Origin of the sequence: Variovorax ginsengisoli, from assembly GCF_030486595.1 — a bacterium.
Taxonomy (GTDB): Bacteria; Pseudomonadota; Gammaproteobacteria; order Burkholderiales; family Burkholderiaceae_C; genus Variovorax; species Variovorax ginsengisoli_B.
In genome coordinates this window covers 60,528-74,623 of record NZ_JAUJZH010000025.1, presented here as the reverse complement: position 1 = coordinate 74,623, position 14,096 = coordinate 60,528, and the positions used below count along the sequence as shown (strand labels likewise).

At 70.0% G+C, this 14,096-nt stretch carries 14 protein-coding genes; 5 read left to right on the top strand and 9 right to left on the bottom strand.

Annotation, left to right across the window (positions count from 1 at the left end; translation table 11 throughout):
• Positions 1-72 precede the first annotated feature (72 nt).
• A complete protein-coding gene (locus tag QZH52_RS28060; protein WP_286532786.1) occupies positions 73-585 on the top strand; it encodes a 6,7-dimethyl-8-ribityllumazine synthase in 513 nt (170 codons plus the stop codon).
• Between the two features lie 19 nt (positions 586-604).
• Here QZH52_RS28060 and QZH52_RS28055 read toward each other — a convergent pair whose 3' ends face one another.
• On the bottom strand, positions 605-1,852 hold the full coding sequence (locus tag QZH52_RS28055; RefSeq protein ID WP_301814096.1) for an MFS transporter: 1,248 nt from the start codon (positions 1,850-1,852) through the stop codon (positions 605-607).
• An 89-nt stretch (positions 1,853-1,941) separates the two neighbouring features.
• Here QZH52_RS28055 and QZH52_RS28050 point away from each other — a divergent pair, with 89 nt between their 5' ends.
• The gene (locus tag QZH52_RS28050) at positions 1,942-2,796 is read left to right on the top strand and encodes an AraC family transcriptional regulator (RefSeq protein ID WP_286524395.1); all 855 of its coding nucleotides are present in this window, start codon (positions 1,942-1,944) and stop codon (positions 2,794-2,796) included.
• A gap of 13 nt (positions 2,797-2,809) precedes the next feature.
• Here QZH52_RS28050 and QZH52_RS28045 read toward each other — a convergent pair whose 3' ends face one another.
• Entirely contained in the window at positions 2,810-4,204 is a 1,395-nt protein-coding gene (locus QZH52_RS28045; RefSeq protein WP_301814094.1) for a coniferyl aldehyde dehydrogenase, read from the bottom strand.
• Between the two features lie 70 nt (positions 4,205-4,274).
• On the opposite strand from QZH52_RS28045, the gene QZH52_RS28040 reads away from it, so the two are divergent.
• Entirely contained in the window at positions 4,275-5,987 is a 1,713-nt protein-coding gene (locus tag QZH52_RS28040; protein WP_301814092.1) for a SulP family inorganic anion transporter, read from the top strand.
• On the opposite strand, the gene arfB is transcribed toward QZH52_RS28040, so the two are convergent.
• Genes arfB through clpB form a run of 3 tightly spaced genes read right to left on the bottom strand, consistent with a single transcriptional unit; the run spans position 5,956 to position 9,355 of the window.
• Positions 5,956-6,369, bottom strand: a complete 414-nt coding sequence (gene arfB, locus QZH52_RS28035) for an alternative ribosome rescue aminoacyl-tRNA hydrolase ArfB (RefSeq protein WP_286524403.1) — start codon at positions 6,367-6,369, stop codon at positions 5,956-5,958. The genes QZH52_RS28040 and arfB overlap by 32 nt on opposite strands.
• A gap of 26 nt (positions 6,370-6,395) precedes the next feature.
• Positions 6,396-6,728: a hypothetical protein gene (locus QZH52_RS28030; protein WP_286524405.1), complete on the bottom strand. Its 333-nt coding sequence runs from the start codon at positions 6,726-6,728 to the stop codon at positions 6,396-6,398.
• A 5-nt stretch (positions 6,729-6,733) separates the two neighbouring features.
• A complete protein-coding gene (gene clpB / locus QZH52_RS28025) occupies positions 6,734-9,355 on the bottom strand; it encodes an ATP-dependent chaperone ClpB (RefSeq protein ID WP_301814088.1) in 2,622 nt (873 codons plus the stop codon).
• A gap of 91 nt (positions 9,356-9,446) precedes the next feature.
• Between clpB and QZH52_RS28020 the strand changes: the two genes are divergently transcribed.
• Positions 9,447-10,439, top strand: a complete 993-nt coding sequence (locus QZH52_RS28020) for a Bug family tripartite tricarboxylate transporter substrate binding protein (RefSeq protein ID WP_436411641.1) — start codon at positions 9,447-9,449, stop codon at positions 10,437-10,439.
• Between the two features lie 3 nt (positions 10,440-10,442).
• On the opposite strand, the gene QZH52_RS28015 is transcribed toward QZH52_RS28020, so the two are convergent.
• The gene (locus QZH52_RS28015) at positions 10,443-10,922 is read right to left on the bottom strand and encodes a molybdenum cofactor biosynthesis protein MoaE (RefSeq protein ID WP_301814086.1); all 480 of its coding nucleotides are present in this window, start codon (positions 10,920-10,922) and stop codon (positions 10,443-10,445) included.
• 251 nt (positions 10,923-11,173) lie between these two features.
• Between QZH52_RS28015 and dapA the strand changes: the two genes are divergently transcribed.
• Positions 11,174-12,067, top strand: a complete 894-nt coding sequence (gene dapA / locus QZH52_RS28010) for a 4-hydroxy-tetrahydrodipicolinate synthase (protein ID WP_301814085.1) — start codon at positions 11,174-11,176, stop codon at positions 12,065-12,067.
• Here the strand turns inward: dapA and moaD are convergent.
• From moaD to mobB, 3 genes are read right to left on the bottom strand one after another with little or no spacing between them, the layout of a single operon-like run.
• Positions 12,054-12,305, bottom strand: a complete 252-nt coding sequence (gene moaD / locus QZH52_RS28005; protein ID WP_301814084.1) for a molybdopterin converting factor subunit 1 — start codon at positions 12,303-12,305, stop codon at positions 12,054-12,056. The genes dapA and moaD overlap by 14 nt on opposite strands.
• Before the next feature lie 2 nt (positions 12,306-12,307).
• Positions 12,308-13,555: a molybdopterin molybdotransferase MoeA gene (locus QZH52_RS28000; RefSeq protein ID WP_301814082.1), complete on the bottom strand. Its 1,248-nt coding sequence runs from the start codon at positions 13,553-13,555 to the stop codon at positions 12,308-12,310.
• Positions 13,548-14,093, bottom strand: coding sequence for a molybdopterin-guanine dinucleotide biosynthesis protein B (gene mobB, locus QZH52_RS27995; RefSeq protein WP_286532716.1), 546 nt, complete (start codon positions 14,091-14,093; stop codon positions 13,548-13,550). The genes QZH52_RS28000 and mobB overlap by 8 nt, the downstream gene beginning before the upstream one ends.
• Positions 14,094-14,096 lie beyond the last annotated feature (3 nt).

Genomic DNA, 14,096 nt, shown 5'->3' with positions numbered 1-14,096 from the left:
CCGGCACGTTCGTACCGGCCCCTGCCGCGGGTTCGTGCGCCCTGATTCAGGCAATCCTTGCAAAGGCAAACCATGAGTCAGATCAACGACCTTCCCCTCTCCGCCATTCCGGCCGCCGATGCACCGCGCGGCCAGCGCATCGCCTTCGTGCAGGCGCAGTGGCATTCGGACATCGTCCACCAGGCGCGCGACGCCTTCCTGGCCGAGATGAAGCGCCTCGGCGTGCCGGTCGACACCATCGACGTCTTCGACGTGCCCGGCGCCTTCGAGATCCCGCTGCATGCCAAGCGCCTGGCCGGCTCGGGCCGCTATGCAGCGATCGTCGGCTGCGCGCTGGTGGTGGACGGCGGCATCTACCGCCACGACTTCGTGGCCGCCACGGTCGTCGATTCGCTGATGAGGGTGCAGCTCGAGACCGGCGTGCCGGTGCTGTCGGCGGTGCTGACGCCGCACCACTTCCACGAGCATGTGGAGCACCGCAAGTACTTCCACCGGCATTTCGCGATCAAGGGCACCGAGGCGGCCGAGGCCTGCGTCAAGACCATCGAGGGCTTGCGCCGCGTCGAGGCGCTGATCGCCGCCTGAGCGAGCGGCGGCGCGGCGGTCAGGCCGAGGCCGGCACCAGCGCCTCGCGCCGCACCCGCCGGACATTGAAAGCGCTGGCGATCAGCACGCCCTGCACCACCGCCAGCCCGACGATCACGCTGACGTACTGGCCGTGGTCCATGAGCCGGCCGAAGATCAGCGGCGCCACCGCCTGACCGATGTCGAGCCCGGCATACACCACGCCGTAGACGCGGCCCGTGGCATTGGCCGGGGTCGAGCGCTTGACCAGCAGGTCGCGCGACGGCCCGGCGATGCCCGAGGCGAAGCCCATGGCGCCGAACATCACCGGCACCAGCACCGGCGCGAAGTCGGCCAGGGCCAGCACCAGCGCGAGCCCCGCCGCCACCCCGAAACCGCCACCGACGATGCGCTCGCAGCGCGTCGGGTCCGAGGCCAGGAAGCCGCCCACCACCATGCCGGCCGCACTGGCGACCATGTAGATCGTCAGGCACATCGCGATCAGCGCCACCGGCACGTCGTGCAGCCGTCCGGCCGCGGACGGCGCAAAGGTCTGCACCACGCTCAGGGCCATGGCATAGAAGAAGAAGAAGCCGAAGCACATCCAGACCGCCGGGATCTTCAGGAAGGCGAATTCGCCGCCCGCCGCCGCCGGGCCGGCCGTGCCGGTCGCGTGCTGCACCGCCTTGACGTCGAGCGACAGCACGCTGCGGTTGAGCCACAGCACCAGCAGCACCACCACCGCCACGCCGCCGCCCGCCGCCAGCGCCACGCGCCAGCCGAAAGCCATCGCCAGCGGCACCATCATGGCCGGTGCCAGCGCCCAGCCCAGGCTGCCCGTGATGCCGTGCACGCTGTAGGCGTGGCCCAGGCGCGTCGGCGCCACCTTGCGGTTGAACAGGGTGTAGTCCACGGGATGGAACACGCCGTTGCCGACGCCGGCGACGACCGCCGCGCCGAGCAGCATCCAGTAGTTCTGCGCCAGCGCATAGCCGAAGGCCGCCAGCCCGAGCAGGCCCAGCCCGACGAACAGAACCGGCCGCGGGCCGAGCTTGTCGACGATGAAGCCCGAGGCGGCCTGCACCACGCAGGAGACCACGAAGAACGCGGTCAGCACCGCGCCGAGCTCGGTGTAGCTGACATTGAAGGCGTCCTTCAGCCACGGGAACAGCGGCGCCAGCAACAGCTGGCTGAAGTGGCTGACGGCATGCGCGAGGCCGACCAGGCCGATCAGCTTGACGTCGGAACGCACGGTGGGCGCGGCGGGGGAATGGGAGGCGGAAGACATGGATTGCTACAAGAAACTGGCTCGGGGGTCGATCCTAAGCCGGGTCGGAGCGGCAGAATGGCGATACAGAGACAAGATTTGTCGAATTCATGCCGCCCATCGCTGCCCCTTCCGCGACCGACCGCGCTCCCGGCTCCGCGCCCGCCAACAGCGTCGGCCCGCTCACGCCGCATCTCTACGCGCCCGATGCGCTGCGTCCGTTGCGGGCCAAGGAGCACTTCCTCAACGCCGACACGCAGGTCGAGCTGCACCAGCATCCCTGGCCGCAGCTGACCTTCTCGACCCGTGGCGTGATCCGCCTGAGCACCGAGGACGGCAGCTACATCGTGCCGCCCTCGCGCGCCCTCTGGGTACCAGCCGACATGCCGCACAGCATCTCGCTGATCGAGGATGCCGAGCTGCGCACCGTCTACCTCCACAGCTGGCTCGGCCCGGCCTGGGAGCGCTGCGAGGTGCTCGAGATCAGTCCGCTGCTGCGCGCGCTGATGCTGGCGCTGGACACCACGCCCGACGGGCTGCCGCCGGCCGACCCGCACGCCGCCCAGCGCGAGCGCTGGATCGCGCCGCTGCTGGTCGACGAGCTCGAGCGCGCCACCCAGATCCGCATCGACGTGCCGCTTCCCACCGACAAGCGCCTGCGCCAGTTGTGCGAGGCGCTGCTGCGCAATCCGGCCAACCGGGCCACGCTGGCCGAGCGGGCGCAGCAGATCGGCGCCAGCGAGCGCACCGTGGCGCGGCTCTTTCGCGACCAGCTCGGCATGAGCTGGCAGCAATGGCGCCAGCAGGCGGTGCTGGCCCATGCGCTGCCGCTGCTGGCGCGCGGCATGGCGGTGAGCCTGGTGGCCTCGGCCAGCGGCTACGCCACCGACAGCGCCTTCTGCGCGATGTTCAAGGCCGCCACCGGGCAGTCCCCGACCGCCTTCCAGCACAAGAAGCGCGGCTGACGCCGGGGCTTCATCAGAGCAGCCGCAACAGCTTCATCATGCGGCGGAACCTCTGGCCGTACGGCGGGTAGATCATCGCGCCGGCCGACCAGCGCGACTGCACCAGCACCGCCTTCTGCTGGGTGAAGCGCAGGAAGCCGACCTCGCCGTGGTAGGAACCCCAGCCGCTCTCGCCGACGCCGCCGAACGGCAGGTTGTCGTGCACGATGTGCATCAGCGTGTCGTTGACCGTCACGCCGCCGCTCACGGTGCGCGCCAGCACGCGGTCGCGGGCCGCCGTGTCGGTGCCGAACCAGTAGAGCGCCAGCGGCCGCGGACGGGCGTTGATGTAGCGGATCGCCTCGTCGCCGTCGTCGCAGGGCAGCACCGGCAGGATGGGGCCGAAGATTTCCTCGCGCAGCAGCCGCAGACCGGCGTCCGGACCGATGACGAGCGCCGGTGCCAGCTGGCGCGAGCCCGGCGGCCCGGCAGCGGCCGCCTGCTCGATGCGGGCGCCGCTGTCCTTCGCCTCCTGGAGCAGCGCACGCAGGCGCGCCAGGTGGCCCTCGCCCAGGATCGATGCGTAGTCGGGATTGCCGTCGAAGCGCGGGAACAGCCGCGCCACCGCGCGCTGCCAGGCGGCCGCGAACGCATCCTCGCGGCCGCGCGGCAGCAGCACATAGTCGGGTGCGATGCAGGTCTGGCCCGCATTGAGCAGCTTGCCGTGCGCGATGCGCAGCGCCGCCTTTTCCAGGTCGGCCGAGGCATCGACGATGCACGGCGACTTGCCGCCCAGCTCGAGCGTGGTCGGCGTCAGGTTGGCCGCCGCGGCCTGCGCCACCTTGCGCCCGACCGCGGTCGAGCCGGTGAAGAACAGGTGGTCGAAGGGCAGGCTCGCGAAGCGCGCGGCAACGTCGGCATCGCCCTGCACCACGGTGAATTCCTCCGGGGCGAAAGCCTGCCGGATCAGCTCTGCCAGCAGTGCCGAGGTGCGCGGCGTGAGTTCGCTCGGCTTGAGCATCACGCGGTTGCCCGCCGCCAGCGCGGTCGCCGCCGGCCCGAGCGACAGCTGAAGCGGATAGTTCCAGGGCGAGATCACGCCGACCACGCCCAGCGGCTGGCGCTGGACGAAGGCCCGCGCGGGCTTCAGCTGCAGCGGCGTGCGCACGCGCACCGGCCGGCTCCAGGCCTCGACGCGGTGCAGCAGCTGCTTGAGCAGGCTGCGCAGCACCAGCAGGTCGGCCACTTCGGTAAGCGCCGCGGAACGGACGCCGAAGTCGGCCTCGACCGCGGCCGAGATCGCTTCCCCGTGCTGGTCGAGCAGGCGCTGCACCCGCCGCACGCGATCGCGCCGCTCGGCGACCGACAGGTCGGCGGTCTCGCGGCTGGCCCGGTGCTGGGCGTCGAAAAGGGATCGCAGTTCGGTCATGGAGGGAATCTACCTTGGCGCTTTCGTATCATCGGCGGGTGCATTCCCCAACACCCCGCGGACACCGCGCATGGCCCTGACCCGCGACCAGCTCGAGCGCTGGCTCCCCTTCCTGACCTGGCCACGCCCCGACCGGGCCCTGCTCGTCAACGAGGCCGCGGCCGGCGTCACCGTCGCGCTGATGGTCATCCCGCAGGGCGTGGCGTACGCGGCGCTGGCGGGCATGCCGCTGGTGACCGGCGTCTACGCCGCGCTGCTGCCGGCCTTGATCGCGTTGCTCTTCAGCTCCTCGGCCCGGCTGTCGGTCGGGCCCACTGCGCTGACCAGCCTGCTGGTCGGCGCCTCGCTGGCGCCGCTGGCGATCCCGGGCAGCGCCGAATGGGTGGCCTACGCGGTCTGGCTCACGCTGCTGTCGGGACTGATGCAGGTCACGCTGGGCGCGGCCCGCTTCGGCTGGCTGCTGCGAATGGTCAATTCGCCGGTGCTGATGGGCTTCACGCAGGGCGCGGCGGTGCTGATCACGCTGTCGCAGCTGCCGGCCCTGCTGGGCTACACCGGCCGCTCGGTGGTCCAGGTGATGCATGGCCCGCTGCCCGACCTGGTCGCGATCGCCTTCGGGCTCGGCGGCATGGCGATGCTGTGGCTCGGCAAGCGGCTGGCGCCCAAGTTCCCGACCACCATGGCGCTGGTCGCGGCCGCCGCGGCGATCAGTGCCGCGGTCGGCTATGCGCTGAACGGCGGCGCGGTGATCGGCAAGCTGCCCGCGGGCCTGCCGCACTTCTACTGGCCGGGCGGCCTCACGGTCAACGAACTCGGCAACCTGCTGCTGCCGGCCTTCCTGGTCACGCTGGTGAGCTTCCTGGAGACCGCATCGAGCGCCAAGGTCGACAACGCCCGCGCCGGCAAGCTCTGGAACGAGAACCAGGACCTGATCGGCCAGGGGCTGGGCAAGATCGCCTCGGGCCTGACAGGATCGTTCCCGACCAGCTCCTCGTTCTCGCGTTCGGCCATCACGCTGTACGCCGGCGCCAAGACCCAGTGGGCGACGCTGTTCAGCGTGGCCGTGGTGGCGGCCGCGCTGCTCTGGGCCATGCCGCTGCTCTACCACGTGCCGCAGGCGGTGCTGGCGGCGATCGTCGCCACCGCCACCATCGGCTTGCTGCGGCCTTCGGCCTTCGTGGCCCTGTGGCGGATCTCGCGCATCGAGGCCGCGATCGCGCTCGGCACCTTCGTGCTGACCATCGCCACCGCGCCGTCGATCTACTGGGGCGTGCTGGGCGGCCTGCTGGCGGCGCTGGCGCACTACATGTACCGCCACCTGCACCCGCGCATCATCGAGGTCGGCCTGCACCCGGACGGCAGCCTGCGCGACCGCCACCTGTGGCACCTGCCGCCGCTGGCGCCCGACCTGTACGCGCTGCGGATGGACGCCGAACTCGACTTCGCATCCGCCAGCACGCTGGAGCGCGCCATCACGGTGGCGCTGGCCCAACGGCCCGGGCTGACCGACGTCTGCCTGTTCGCCTACCCGATCAACCGGATCGACATCACCGGCGCCGAGGTGTTCGGCAGCATCCGCCGCCTGCTGGAGTCGCAGGGCGTGCGGCTGCACATCTCGGGCCTGAAGCTGCCGGCGCAGCAGGTGCTCGAACGCGCCGGGCTGCTGGCGCCGGGGCCGATGCTGTTCAGCTACCGCACAGATGCGGAGGCGCTGGCTGCGCTCTCGCGTCCGGGTGGCACGCCGCAGGACCTCAGTCCCGCACCGGCCCGCGCAAGCTCTTGATCTCCGAGCGCTGGCTCTTGCCCGCCAGCCGTCGCTGCTTCGAGCCGTAGCTCGGCTTGGTGGCGCGCCGCACGCGCGGCGCGACGGCGACGCCGTCGACCAGTTCCTGCAGCCGCGCCAGCGCGTCGGCGCGGTTCATGTCCTGGCTGCGGTGCTTCTGCGCCTTCAGCACCAGCACGCCTTCCTGCGTGATGCGGCTGTCGCGCAGGGCAAGCAGCCGTTCCTTGACGTCCTCAGGCAGCGAACTGGCGGGAATGTCGAAGCGCAGATGCACCGCGCTCGAGACCTTGTTGACGTTCTGGCCGCCCGCGCCCTGCGCGCGGATCGCGCTGAACTCGACTTCGAGCGGTTCGACGAGGACGGGCGGGCGCGGCGTGGACATCCGCTATTTTGACCGGCCCCGGGGTGTCAGTCGTCGCGCGACACCGGCCGCGCCTGCACGTCGGTGACCACGCCCGGATCGCGCAGGCGCACCGGCGCATCGGCCGCCTGCCCCTGGGCCCGGGCGCCCGCGACGTCGGCCGCCGTCGGCTCGGCCGGTCGGCCCGCGGCGCGAAAACGGTCGAAGCCGCCGCGAGGGTCGAAGCGCATGACCCACGGCTGCACCGGCTTGCCGGTCAGGCGGGCCCAGGCGTAGCGCAGCCCCCAGACGGCCGCCAGCAGCAGCACGGCGACCGCCAGGCTGGCCGCGAAGACCAGGCCCAGCATGAAGAAGACCAGACGGAGAAAGAAATTCAGCATCGTTCTTAGGATACGGCCTCGGCCAGGGGTTCCCGGTCATTGGTGAACGTGAACTGCCCAGGCGCGCGGATCGGATCGGTCCCGACGCTGATCGTGTCCTTGGGCCCGAAGCTGCCGTCCAGCAGCAGCTTCGACAGCGGGTTCTCGATCCGCTGCTGGATCGCCCGCTTCAGCGGCCGGGCACCGAACACCGGGTCGAAACCGACCTTGGCGATCTCGGCCAGCGCCGCCGGCGACACCTCCAGCCCCAGGTCCATCTTGGCCAGGCGGTCCTTCAGCACCTTGAGCTGGATCGCCGCGATCGCCTCGATGTTCTTGGCGTCGAGCGCGTGGAACACCACGGTCTCGTCGATGCGGTTCAGGAACTCGGGCCTGAAGTAGTTCTTGAGCTCGTCCCAGACCGCTTCCTTGATCTCCTCGGCCGGCCTGCCCACCATCGACTGGATGATCGGCGAGCCGATGTTGCTGGTCATCACGATCACCGTGTTCTTGAAGTTCACGGTGCGGCCCTGGCCATCGGTCAGGCGGCCGTCGTCCAGCACTTGCAGCAGCACGTTGAAGACGTCCGGGTGGGCCTTCTCGACCTCGTCGAGCAAGAGCACGCTGTAGGGCTTGCGGCGCACCGCCTCGGTCAGGTAGCCGCCTTCTTCGTAGCCCACGTAGCCCGGCGGCGCGCCGATCAGGCGGGCGACCGAATGCTTCTCCATGAACTCGCTCATGTCGACGCGAATGAGGTGGTCTTCGCTGTCGAACAGGAAGCCGGCGAGCGCCTTGCACAGCTCGGTCTTGCCCACGCCCGTGGGCCCGAGGAACAGGAACGACCCGGTCGGGCGGTTCGGGTCCGCGAGGCCCGAGCGCGAGCGGCGGATCGCGTTGGCGACCGCACCGATGGCCTCGTCCTGGCCGACCACACGCTCGTGCAGCTTGCCCTCCATCATGAGCAGCTTGTCGCGCTCGCCCTGCATCAGCTTGGACACCGGGATGCCGGTGGCGCGTGCCACCACCTCCGCGATCTCCTCGGCGCCGACCTGCGTGCGCAGCAACGTAGGCGCGCTGGACTTGCCCTTGCTGGCCTCGGTGTCCTGCGCTTCCTTGAGCCGCTTCTCGAGCCCCGGCAGCTTCCCGTACTGCAGCTCGGCGACCTTGTTGAAGTCGCCCTTGCTGGTGAACTCGGCGATCTGGAACTTGATCTTGTCGATCTCCTCGCGGATCTGCGCACTGCCCTGGGCCTGCGCCTTCTCGGCCTGCCAGACTTCGTCGAGGTCGGCGATCTCCTTCTGCAGCTTCGCGATGTCGTCCTCGATCAGGCCGAAGCGCTTCTGCGAAGCCTCGTCTTTCTCGCGGCGCACGGCTTCGCGCTCGATCTGCAGCTGGATCAGGCGGCGGTCGAGCCGGTCCATGACCTCGGGCTTGGAGTCCATCTCGATCTTGATCTTGGCCGCCGCCTCGTCGATCAGGTCGATCGCCTTGTCAGGCAGGAAGCGGTCGGTGATGTAGCGGTCGGACAGCTCGGCCGCGGCGACGATCGCCGGGTCGGTGATGTCGACGCCGTGGTGGACCTCGTACTTTTCCTTCAGGCCGCGCAGGATCGCGACCGTGGCCTCGACGCTCGGCTCGCCCACGAGGATCTTCTGGAAGCGGCGCTCCAGCGCGGCATCCTTCTCGATGTACTTGCGGTATTCGTCGAGCGTGGTGGCGCCGACGCAGTGCAGCTCGCCGCGCGCCAGGGCGGGCTTGAGCATGTTGCCGGCGTCCATCGCGCCTTCGGCCTTGCCGGCGCCGACCATGGTGTGCAGCTCGTCGATGAAGACGATGGTCTGGCCTTCGTCCTTCGCGAGTTCGTTGAGCACGGTCTTGAGCCGCTCCTCGAACTCGCCGCGGAACTTGGCGCCGGCCAGCAGCGCCGCCATGTCGAGCGACAGCACGCGCTTGCCCTTGAGCGAATCGGGCACCTCGCCGGCGACGATGCGCTGGGCCAGGCCCTCGACGATCGCCGTCTTGCCGACACCCGGCTCGCCGATCAGCACCGGGTTGTTCTTGGTGCGGCGCTGCAGCACCTGGATCGCGCGGCGGATTTCCTCGTCGCGGCCAATCACCGGGTCGAGCTTGCCCAGGCGGGCGCGCTCGGTGAGGTCGAGGCAGTATTTCTTGAGGGCCTCGCGCTGGCCTTCGGCGTCGGCGCTGTTGACGGCCTGGCCGCCGCGCACCGCATCGATCGCGGCCTCGAGCGACTTGCGCGTCACGCCATTGCTGCGCGCGAGGTTGCCGATGTCGGCCTTGCTGTCGGCGAGCGCGAGCAGGAACAGTTCGCTGGCAATGAACTGGTCGTTGCGCTTGATCGATTCCTTCTCGGTCGCCTGCAGCAGCTTGCCCAGTTCGGGGCCGACCTGCACCTGGTCATGGCCCTCGACCTTCGGCAGCTTCTTGATCGCCGCCTCGGCGGCCTGCAGCAGGCCCGGCACATTGGCGCCGGCGCGCTCGAGCAGCGCACGCGGTCCGTCGTCCTGGCGCAGCATCGCGACCAGCAAGTGCGCCGGTTCGATATAAGCGTTGTCGTTTCCCAGCGCGAGCGACTGCGAGTCGGCGAGGGCTTCCTGGAATTTGGTGGTGAGTTTGTCTTGTCGCATGGCTTGATTCCTGCATTCAAAATAGGGCCGTTCCGTGGCGAGTTCAAGACCGTCCGGACTTTTTTCTACCCGCAATCATTGGAGTCGATAGATGCTGAAGTCAACATGGAGTGGCGCCACGCGCCTCATGCGCGGCCTTTTCGCGGCTGGCCTTCTGGCCGCTGGAGGCGTGGCGCTGGCCCAGCCGGCCGGCGCGCCGATCCGGCTGCTGGTCGGCTTTCCGGCCGGCGGCGGCACCGACGTGATCGCCCGCACGCTGGCCGAGAAGCTCAAGGACGAGCTGGGCACCTCCGTGGTGGTCGACAACCGTGCCGGGGCCGGCGGCCAGATCGCCGCCCAGGCGCTGAAAGCCGCGCCGGCCGACGGCCACACGCTGTTCCTCTCGCACGACCATTCGATCTCGATCCTGCCGCTGGTGGTGAAGAACCCGGGCTTCGATGCGGCGCGCGATTTCGTGCCGGTGGCCGGCTTCGCCACCTTCGCCAATGCGCTCGCGGTGTCGGGCGGCACGCCCGCCAAGTCGGTCAGCGACTACGTGGCCTGGGTCAGGAAGGAGCGCGGCGGCAAGGACACGATCGGTGTCCCGGCGCCGGCCTCGATCCCCGAGTTCCTGGTCAAGCTGATCGGCGCCAAGTACAAGATCGACGTCCAGGCTGCGCCCTACCGCGGCAGCGCACCGATGCTGGCCGACATGCTGGGCAACCAGATCTCGGCCGGCATCGGCTCGGTTCCCGACTTCATCGAGAACCAGAAAGCCGGCAAGATCCGCGTCGTCGCCGTGATCGGCGACAAGCGCCAGGCCGTGCTGCCGCAGGTGCCGACCTTCGCCGAACTGGGCCTGGCGGGCCTGGAAGACCTGCCCTACTACGGCATCTTCGCGCCGGTCGGCACGCCGCAGCCCGTGATCGACCGCTTCGGCGTCGCGCTGGCCAAGGTGCTCAAGATGCCGGATGTGCGCGAGCGCCTGACCGCGATGGGCCTGAGCGTCGACTACATGCCGCAAGGCCAGTTCGCCGGCCGCGTTCGCAGCTACACCCAGACCTGGGCGCAGATCATCAAGAACAGCGGCTTCCAGCCGCAGTGAGGCTCAGGCGGCATTGCCGGAGGCGATGCCCCAGCGCGCGATGGCCTCATCGTCCGTCGCCCGCGCATCGACCCAGCGGGCGCCTTCGGGCGTCTCTTCCTTCTTCCAGAACGGCGCCTGGGTCTTCAGGTAGTCCATCAGGAACTCGCAGGCCAGGAAGCTCTGGCCGCGGTGCGCCGAGGTCACGGCGACCATCATGATCTGGTCCTGCGGCTGCAGCAGGCCCACGCGGTGGATCACGCGGGCGCCGAGGATGTCGAAGCGCTTGCGGGCCTCGTCGATCATGGCCTCGATCGCCTTCTCGGTCATGCCCGGGTAGTGCTCGAGTTCCATCGAGGCCACGGCGCTGCCGTCGTTGCGGTCGCGCACCGTGCCGATGAAGCAGCACACTGCGCCGACTCCGGCGTCGCCGGCACGCAACGCGGCGACCTCCTGCTGCAGGTCGAAGTCCTCTGTCTGGATCGAAACACGGGCGGTGCTCATGCCTGGATTGTGGCACCGCGATACACTCGCGCGATGCCTTCCAGCGCCCTCCAACGCCTGCCCGCTTCTCGCGAAGCAACGGCCAGCGTGCGCCTGCAAGGCAAAGCCAAAAAACCCGAGCTCGTCTGACCGGAGCCCAGGTTCCGTCGTCGGATGAGCGACGGAACTGCAAGGCCTCGGGCCGAAGTGGGTGGCGTGCGCGCATTCGACGGTGGTTTCCTCCATCGGTCGATTCCTGAAAGGACCACTGCGTGCAAGACGCTCATCACTCCCCTTCCCCCGACTTCTCGGGCCTCTGGATCCCGCTCGTGACCCCGTTCCGGGACCACGCGGTCGACCATGCCGCGCTCGCCGCGCTGGCCGAAAAGCTGGCCGCCACCGGCATCGCCGGCTTCGTGGTCTGCGGCTCGACCGGCGAGGCCGCCGCGCTCGACGAAGACGAGCAGATGGCGGTGCTGGCGACGGTCGCCGCGGCCGCCCCCTCGCTGCCCCGCATCATGGGCCTGTCGGGCTACCACCTCGGCAAGACGCTGGCCTGGGTCCGGAAGCTGTCTGGCTGCGGCCTGGCCGGCCTGCTGGTGCCGGCGCCGAGCTACATCCGCCCTTCGCAAGCCGGCCTCGAAGAGTGGTTCGGGGCCATCGCCGACGCCAGCGCGGTCCCGCTCCTGGTCTACGACATTCCATACCGCACCGGCGTCGCGATCGAGCGCGAGACCCTGCTGGCGCTGGCGGCCCACCCGCGGATCCGCGGCATCAAGGACTGCGGCGGCGACATGGCCAAGACCCGGGCCCTGATCGCCGACGGCCGCCTGCAGGTGCTGGCCGGCGAGGACGCGCAACTCTTCGCCACGGTGGCCGAAGGCGGTGCCGGCGCGATCGCCGCCAGTGCGCATCTGCAGACCGAGCGCTTCGTGAAGGTGCTGCGCCTGCTGGAGGAGGGGCGCCTGGCCGAGGCACGGGCCGAATGGCAGCCGCTGCTGCCCCTGATCGAAGCCATGTTCTCCGATGCCAACCCGGGTCCGCTGAAGGCGGCGCTGGCCGCCCGGGGCTTGATGCAGGACGAGCTGCGCCCGCCGATGACCCGCGTTCCGCCCGAGCGGCGCCAGCGCCTGCTCGACACGCTCCAGGGGCTCAGCCGCCCGTGACCGGCGGGAAGAAAGCGACCTCGCTGCCCTCGCGCAGCGCTGCGCTCTCGCTGCTCATGACCTGGTCGAGCGCCATGCGCACGGCCCGGCCCCGGGCCAGCGCGCTGGCATGCGGTTCGCCACGCGCGATCAGTTCGTCGCGCAGGGCGCCGAGGTCGGCCGCGCGGGTGTCGACGGTCTCGCTGCCGGTTCCCAGCGCCTCGCGCACCGAAGCAAAGTAACGGACCTTGACTTGCATGGTCAGCCGAGCAGCGAGGCGAAGGGAATGAACTGCACCGTGTCGCCGGCCTTGAAGGGCTGGCCCGCCGGCGTGTCGATCACGCCGTCGCCCCAGACCATGGAGGTCAGCACGCCGGAGCTCTGGTTGCCGAACACGTCGAGCCCGCCCGCCGCATTGCGCCGGGCGCGCAGGAACTCGCGCCGCCGGTCGGCCCTCGGCCAGTCGAAATCGGCCCGCACCGCGATCGGCTCGGGCGCCACGCGCGTCGCGCCCTGCAGGGTCAAGAGGAAGGGCCGCACCAGCAACAGGAAGGTCAGGAAGCTCGACACCGGGTTGCCCGGCAGGCCCGTCAGGTGCGCGTCGCCGATGCGGCCATAGGCGAAGGGCTTGCCCGGCTTCATCGACAGCGACCAGAGATCGAGCTGGCCGAGATGCTGCACCGCGGCCTTGATATGGTCTTCCTCGCCGACAGAGACGCCGCCGGTGGTGATGATCAGGTCATTGCCGAGCGATGCGGCGGCCAGCGCCTCGATGGTCGTCTCGCGCCGGTCCGGCACGATGCCCAGGTCGTTGACCTCGCACCCGAGCCGCACCAGCAGGGCCCGCATGAAGAATCGGTTCGAGTTGTAGATCGAGCCCGGCTTCATCGCCTCGGGCGCCACCTCGCCCGGCATCACGAGTTCGTCGCCGGTCGACAGCAAGGCCACGCGCGGGCGCCTCGACACCTGCAGCCGGTCGAGCCCGACGCTGGCCGCCAGGCCGAGTCCGGCCGGCGTCAGCCGCTCGCCGCGGGCAAGGACCACGTCGCCCGCCGCGACGTCTTCGCCGGCGCGGCGGATCCACTGGCCGGCCGCCGGGGTGATCTCGATGCGCACGCGGCCCAGGCCGCCTTCCTCGGCCAGCGCAGCCGTGTCTTCCTGCATCACGACGGCATCGGCGCCCTCGGGGATCTGGGCGCCGGTGAAGATGCGCGCCGCGGTGCCGGCGGCGAGCGGCGTGCCGACACTGCCGGCCGGAATCCGCTGCGCTACCCGCAGCACGGTGCCCGCAGTCGCGCAATCGGCTCTGCGCACCGCGTAGCCGTCCATCGAGCTGTTGTCGCGCGGCGGCACGGTCAGGCCCGACACCACGTCCTGCGCCAGCACCCGGCCGTCGGCCTCGAAGGTCGACACGCTCTCGCTGCCCAGGCGGGGCGTGGCGGCGGCGAGCAATCGCGCCAGCGCCTCATCGAGCGGCATCAGGGGGGGACGGTTCGAAGCGCTAGCCATGGTGGTCTACCTTGTAGTCGAAACGCTCGGCATGCCGCAGCAGCCAGTCGCCGATGCCATCGACGTCGTCGAGGTCAAAGATCGGCAGCTCGGTGGGCCGGGGCAGGCGCGCGGGATCGTCGGTCGCGATGCCGACGACGAAGGCGTCCTCGAGGTAGCGTGCCGGGCGCGGCGCCTCACCCTCGGCGGGCGCGCGAAAGACCTCGATCTTGAACAGGTCGCTGTGCTTGAAGCCCTCGACCAGCACCCAGTCGACCCCGTGGTCGAGTTCCGCGATGAGCGCGTGCACGCCGAGCTCGGTCGGGCGCTCGAACTCGCGCATCAGCGCCAGCCGCTTGTCGGAGGCCACCACGACCTCGAAGGCACCGGCCTCGCGATGGCGGAAGGTGTCCTTGCCCGGATGGTCGATGTCGAACTTGTGGTGCGCATGCTTGACCACCGACACGCGCTGGCCCAGCAGCCTGAGCACAGGAATGAGCCGCTCGACCAGCGTGGTCTTGCCCGCACCCGAGTAGCCGGCGAAGCCGATGACTTTCATGCG

What these genes read in the sequence shown, in the direction of transcription:
- QZH52_RS28060 (WP_286532786.1), top strand. Translation starts at nt 73, where the DNA reads ATGAGTCAGATCAACGACCTTCCCCTCTCCGCCATTCCGGCCGCCGAT.
- QZH52_RS28055 (WP_301814096.1), bottom strand. Translation starts at nt 1,852, where the DNA reads ATGTCTTCCGCCTCCCATTCCCCCGCCGCGCCCACCGTGCGTTCCGAC.
- QZH52_RS28050 (WP_286524395.1), top strand. Translation starts at nt 1,942, where the DNA reads ATGCCGCCCATCGCTGCCCCTTCCGCGACCGACCGCGCTCCCGGCTCC.
- QZH52_RS28045 (WP_301814094.1), bottom strand. Translation starts at nt 4,204, where the DNA reads ATGACCGAACTGCGATCCCTTTTCGACGCCCAGCACCGGGCCAGCCGC.
- QZH52_RS28040 (WP_301814092.1), top strand. Translation starts at nt 4,275, where the DNA reads ATGGCCCTGACCCGCGACCAGCTCGAGCGCTGGCTCCCCTTCCTGACC.
- arfB (WP_286524403.1), bottom strand. Translation starts at nt 6,369, where the DNA reads ATGTCCACGCCGCGCCCGCCCGTCCTCGTCGAACCGCTCGAAGTCGAG.
- QZH52_RS28030 (WP_286524405.1), bottom strand. Translation starts at nt 6,728, where the DNA reads ATGCTGAATTTCTTTCTCCGTCTGGTCTTCTTCATGCTGGGCCTGGTC.
- clpB (WP_301814088.1), bottom strand. Translation starts at nt 9,355, where the DNA reads ATGCGACAAGACAAACTCACCACCAAATTCCAGGAAGCCCTCGCCGAC.
- QZH52_RS28020 (WP_436411641.1), top strand. Translation starts at nt 9,447, where the DNA reads ATGCTGAAGTCAACATGGAGTGGCGCCACGCGCCTCATGCGCGGCCTT.
- QZH52_RS28015 (WP_301814086.1), bottom strand. Translation starts at nt 10,922, where the DNA reads ATGAGCACCGCCCGTGTTTCGATCCAGACAGAGGACTTCGACCTGCAG.
- moaD (WP_301814084.1), bottom strand. Translation starts at nt 12,305, where the DNA reads ATGCAAGTCAAGGTCCGTTACTTTGCTTCGGTGCGCGAGGCGCTGGGA.
- QZH52_RS28000 (WP_301814082.1), bottom strand. Translation starts at nt 13,555, where the DNA reads ATGGCTAGCGCTTCGAACCGTCCCCCCCTGATGCCGCTCGATGAGGCG.
- mobB (WP_286532716.1), bottom strand. Translation starts at nt 14,093, where the DNA reads ATGAAAGTCATCGGCTTCGCCGGCTACTCGGGTGCGGGCAAGACCACG.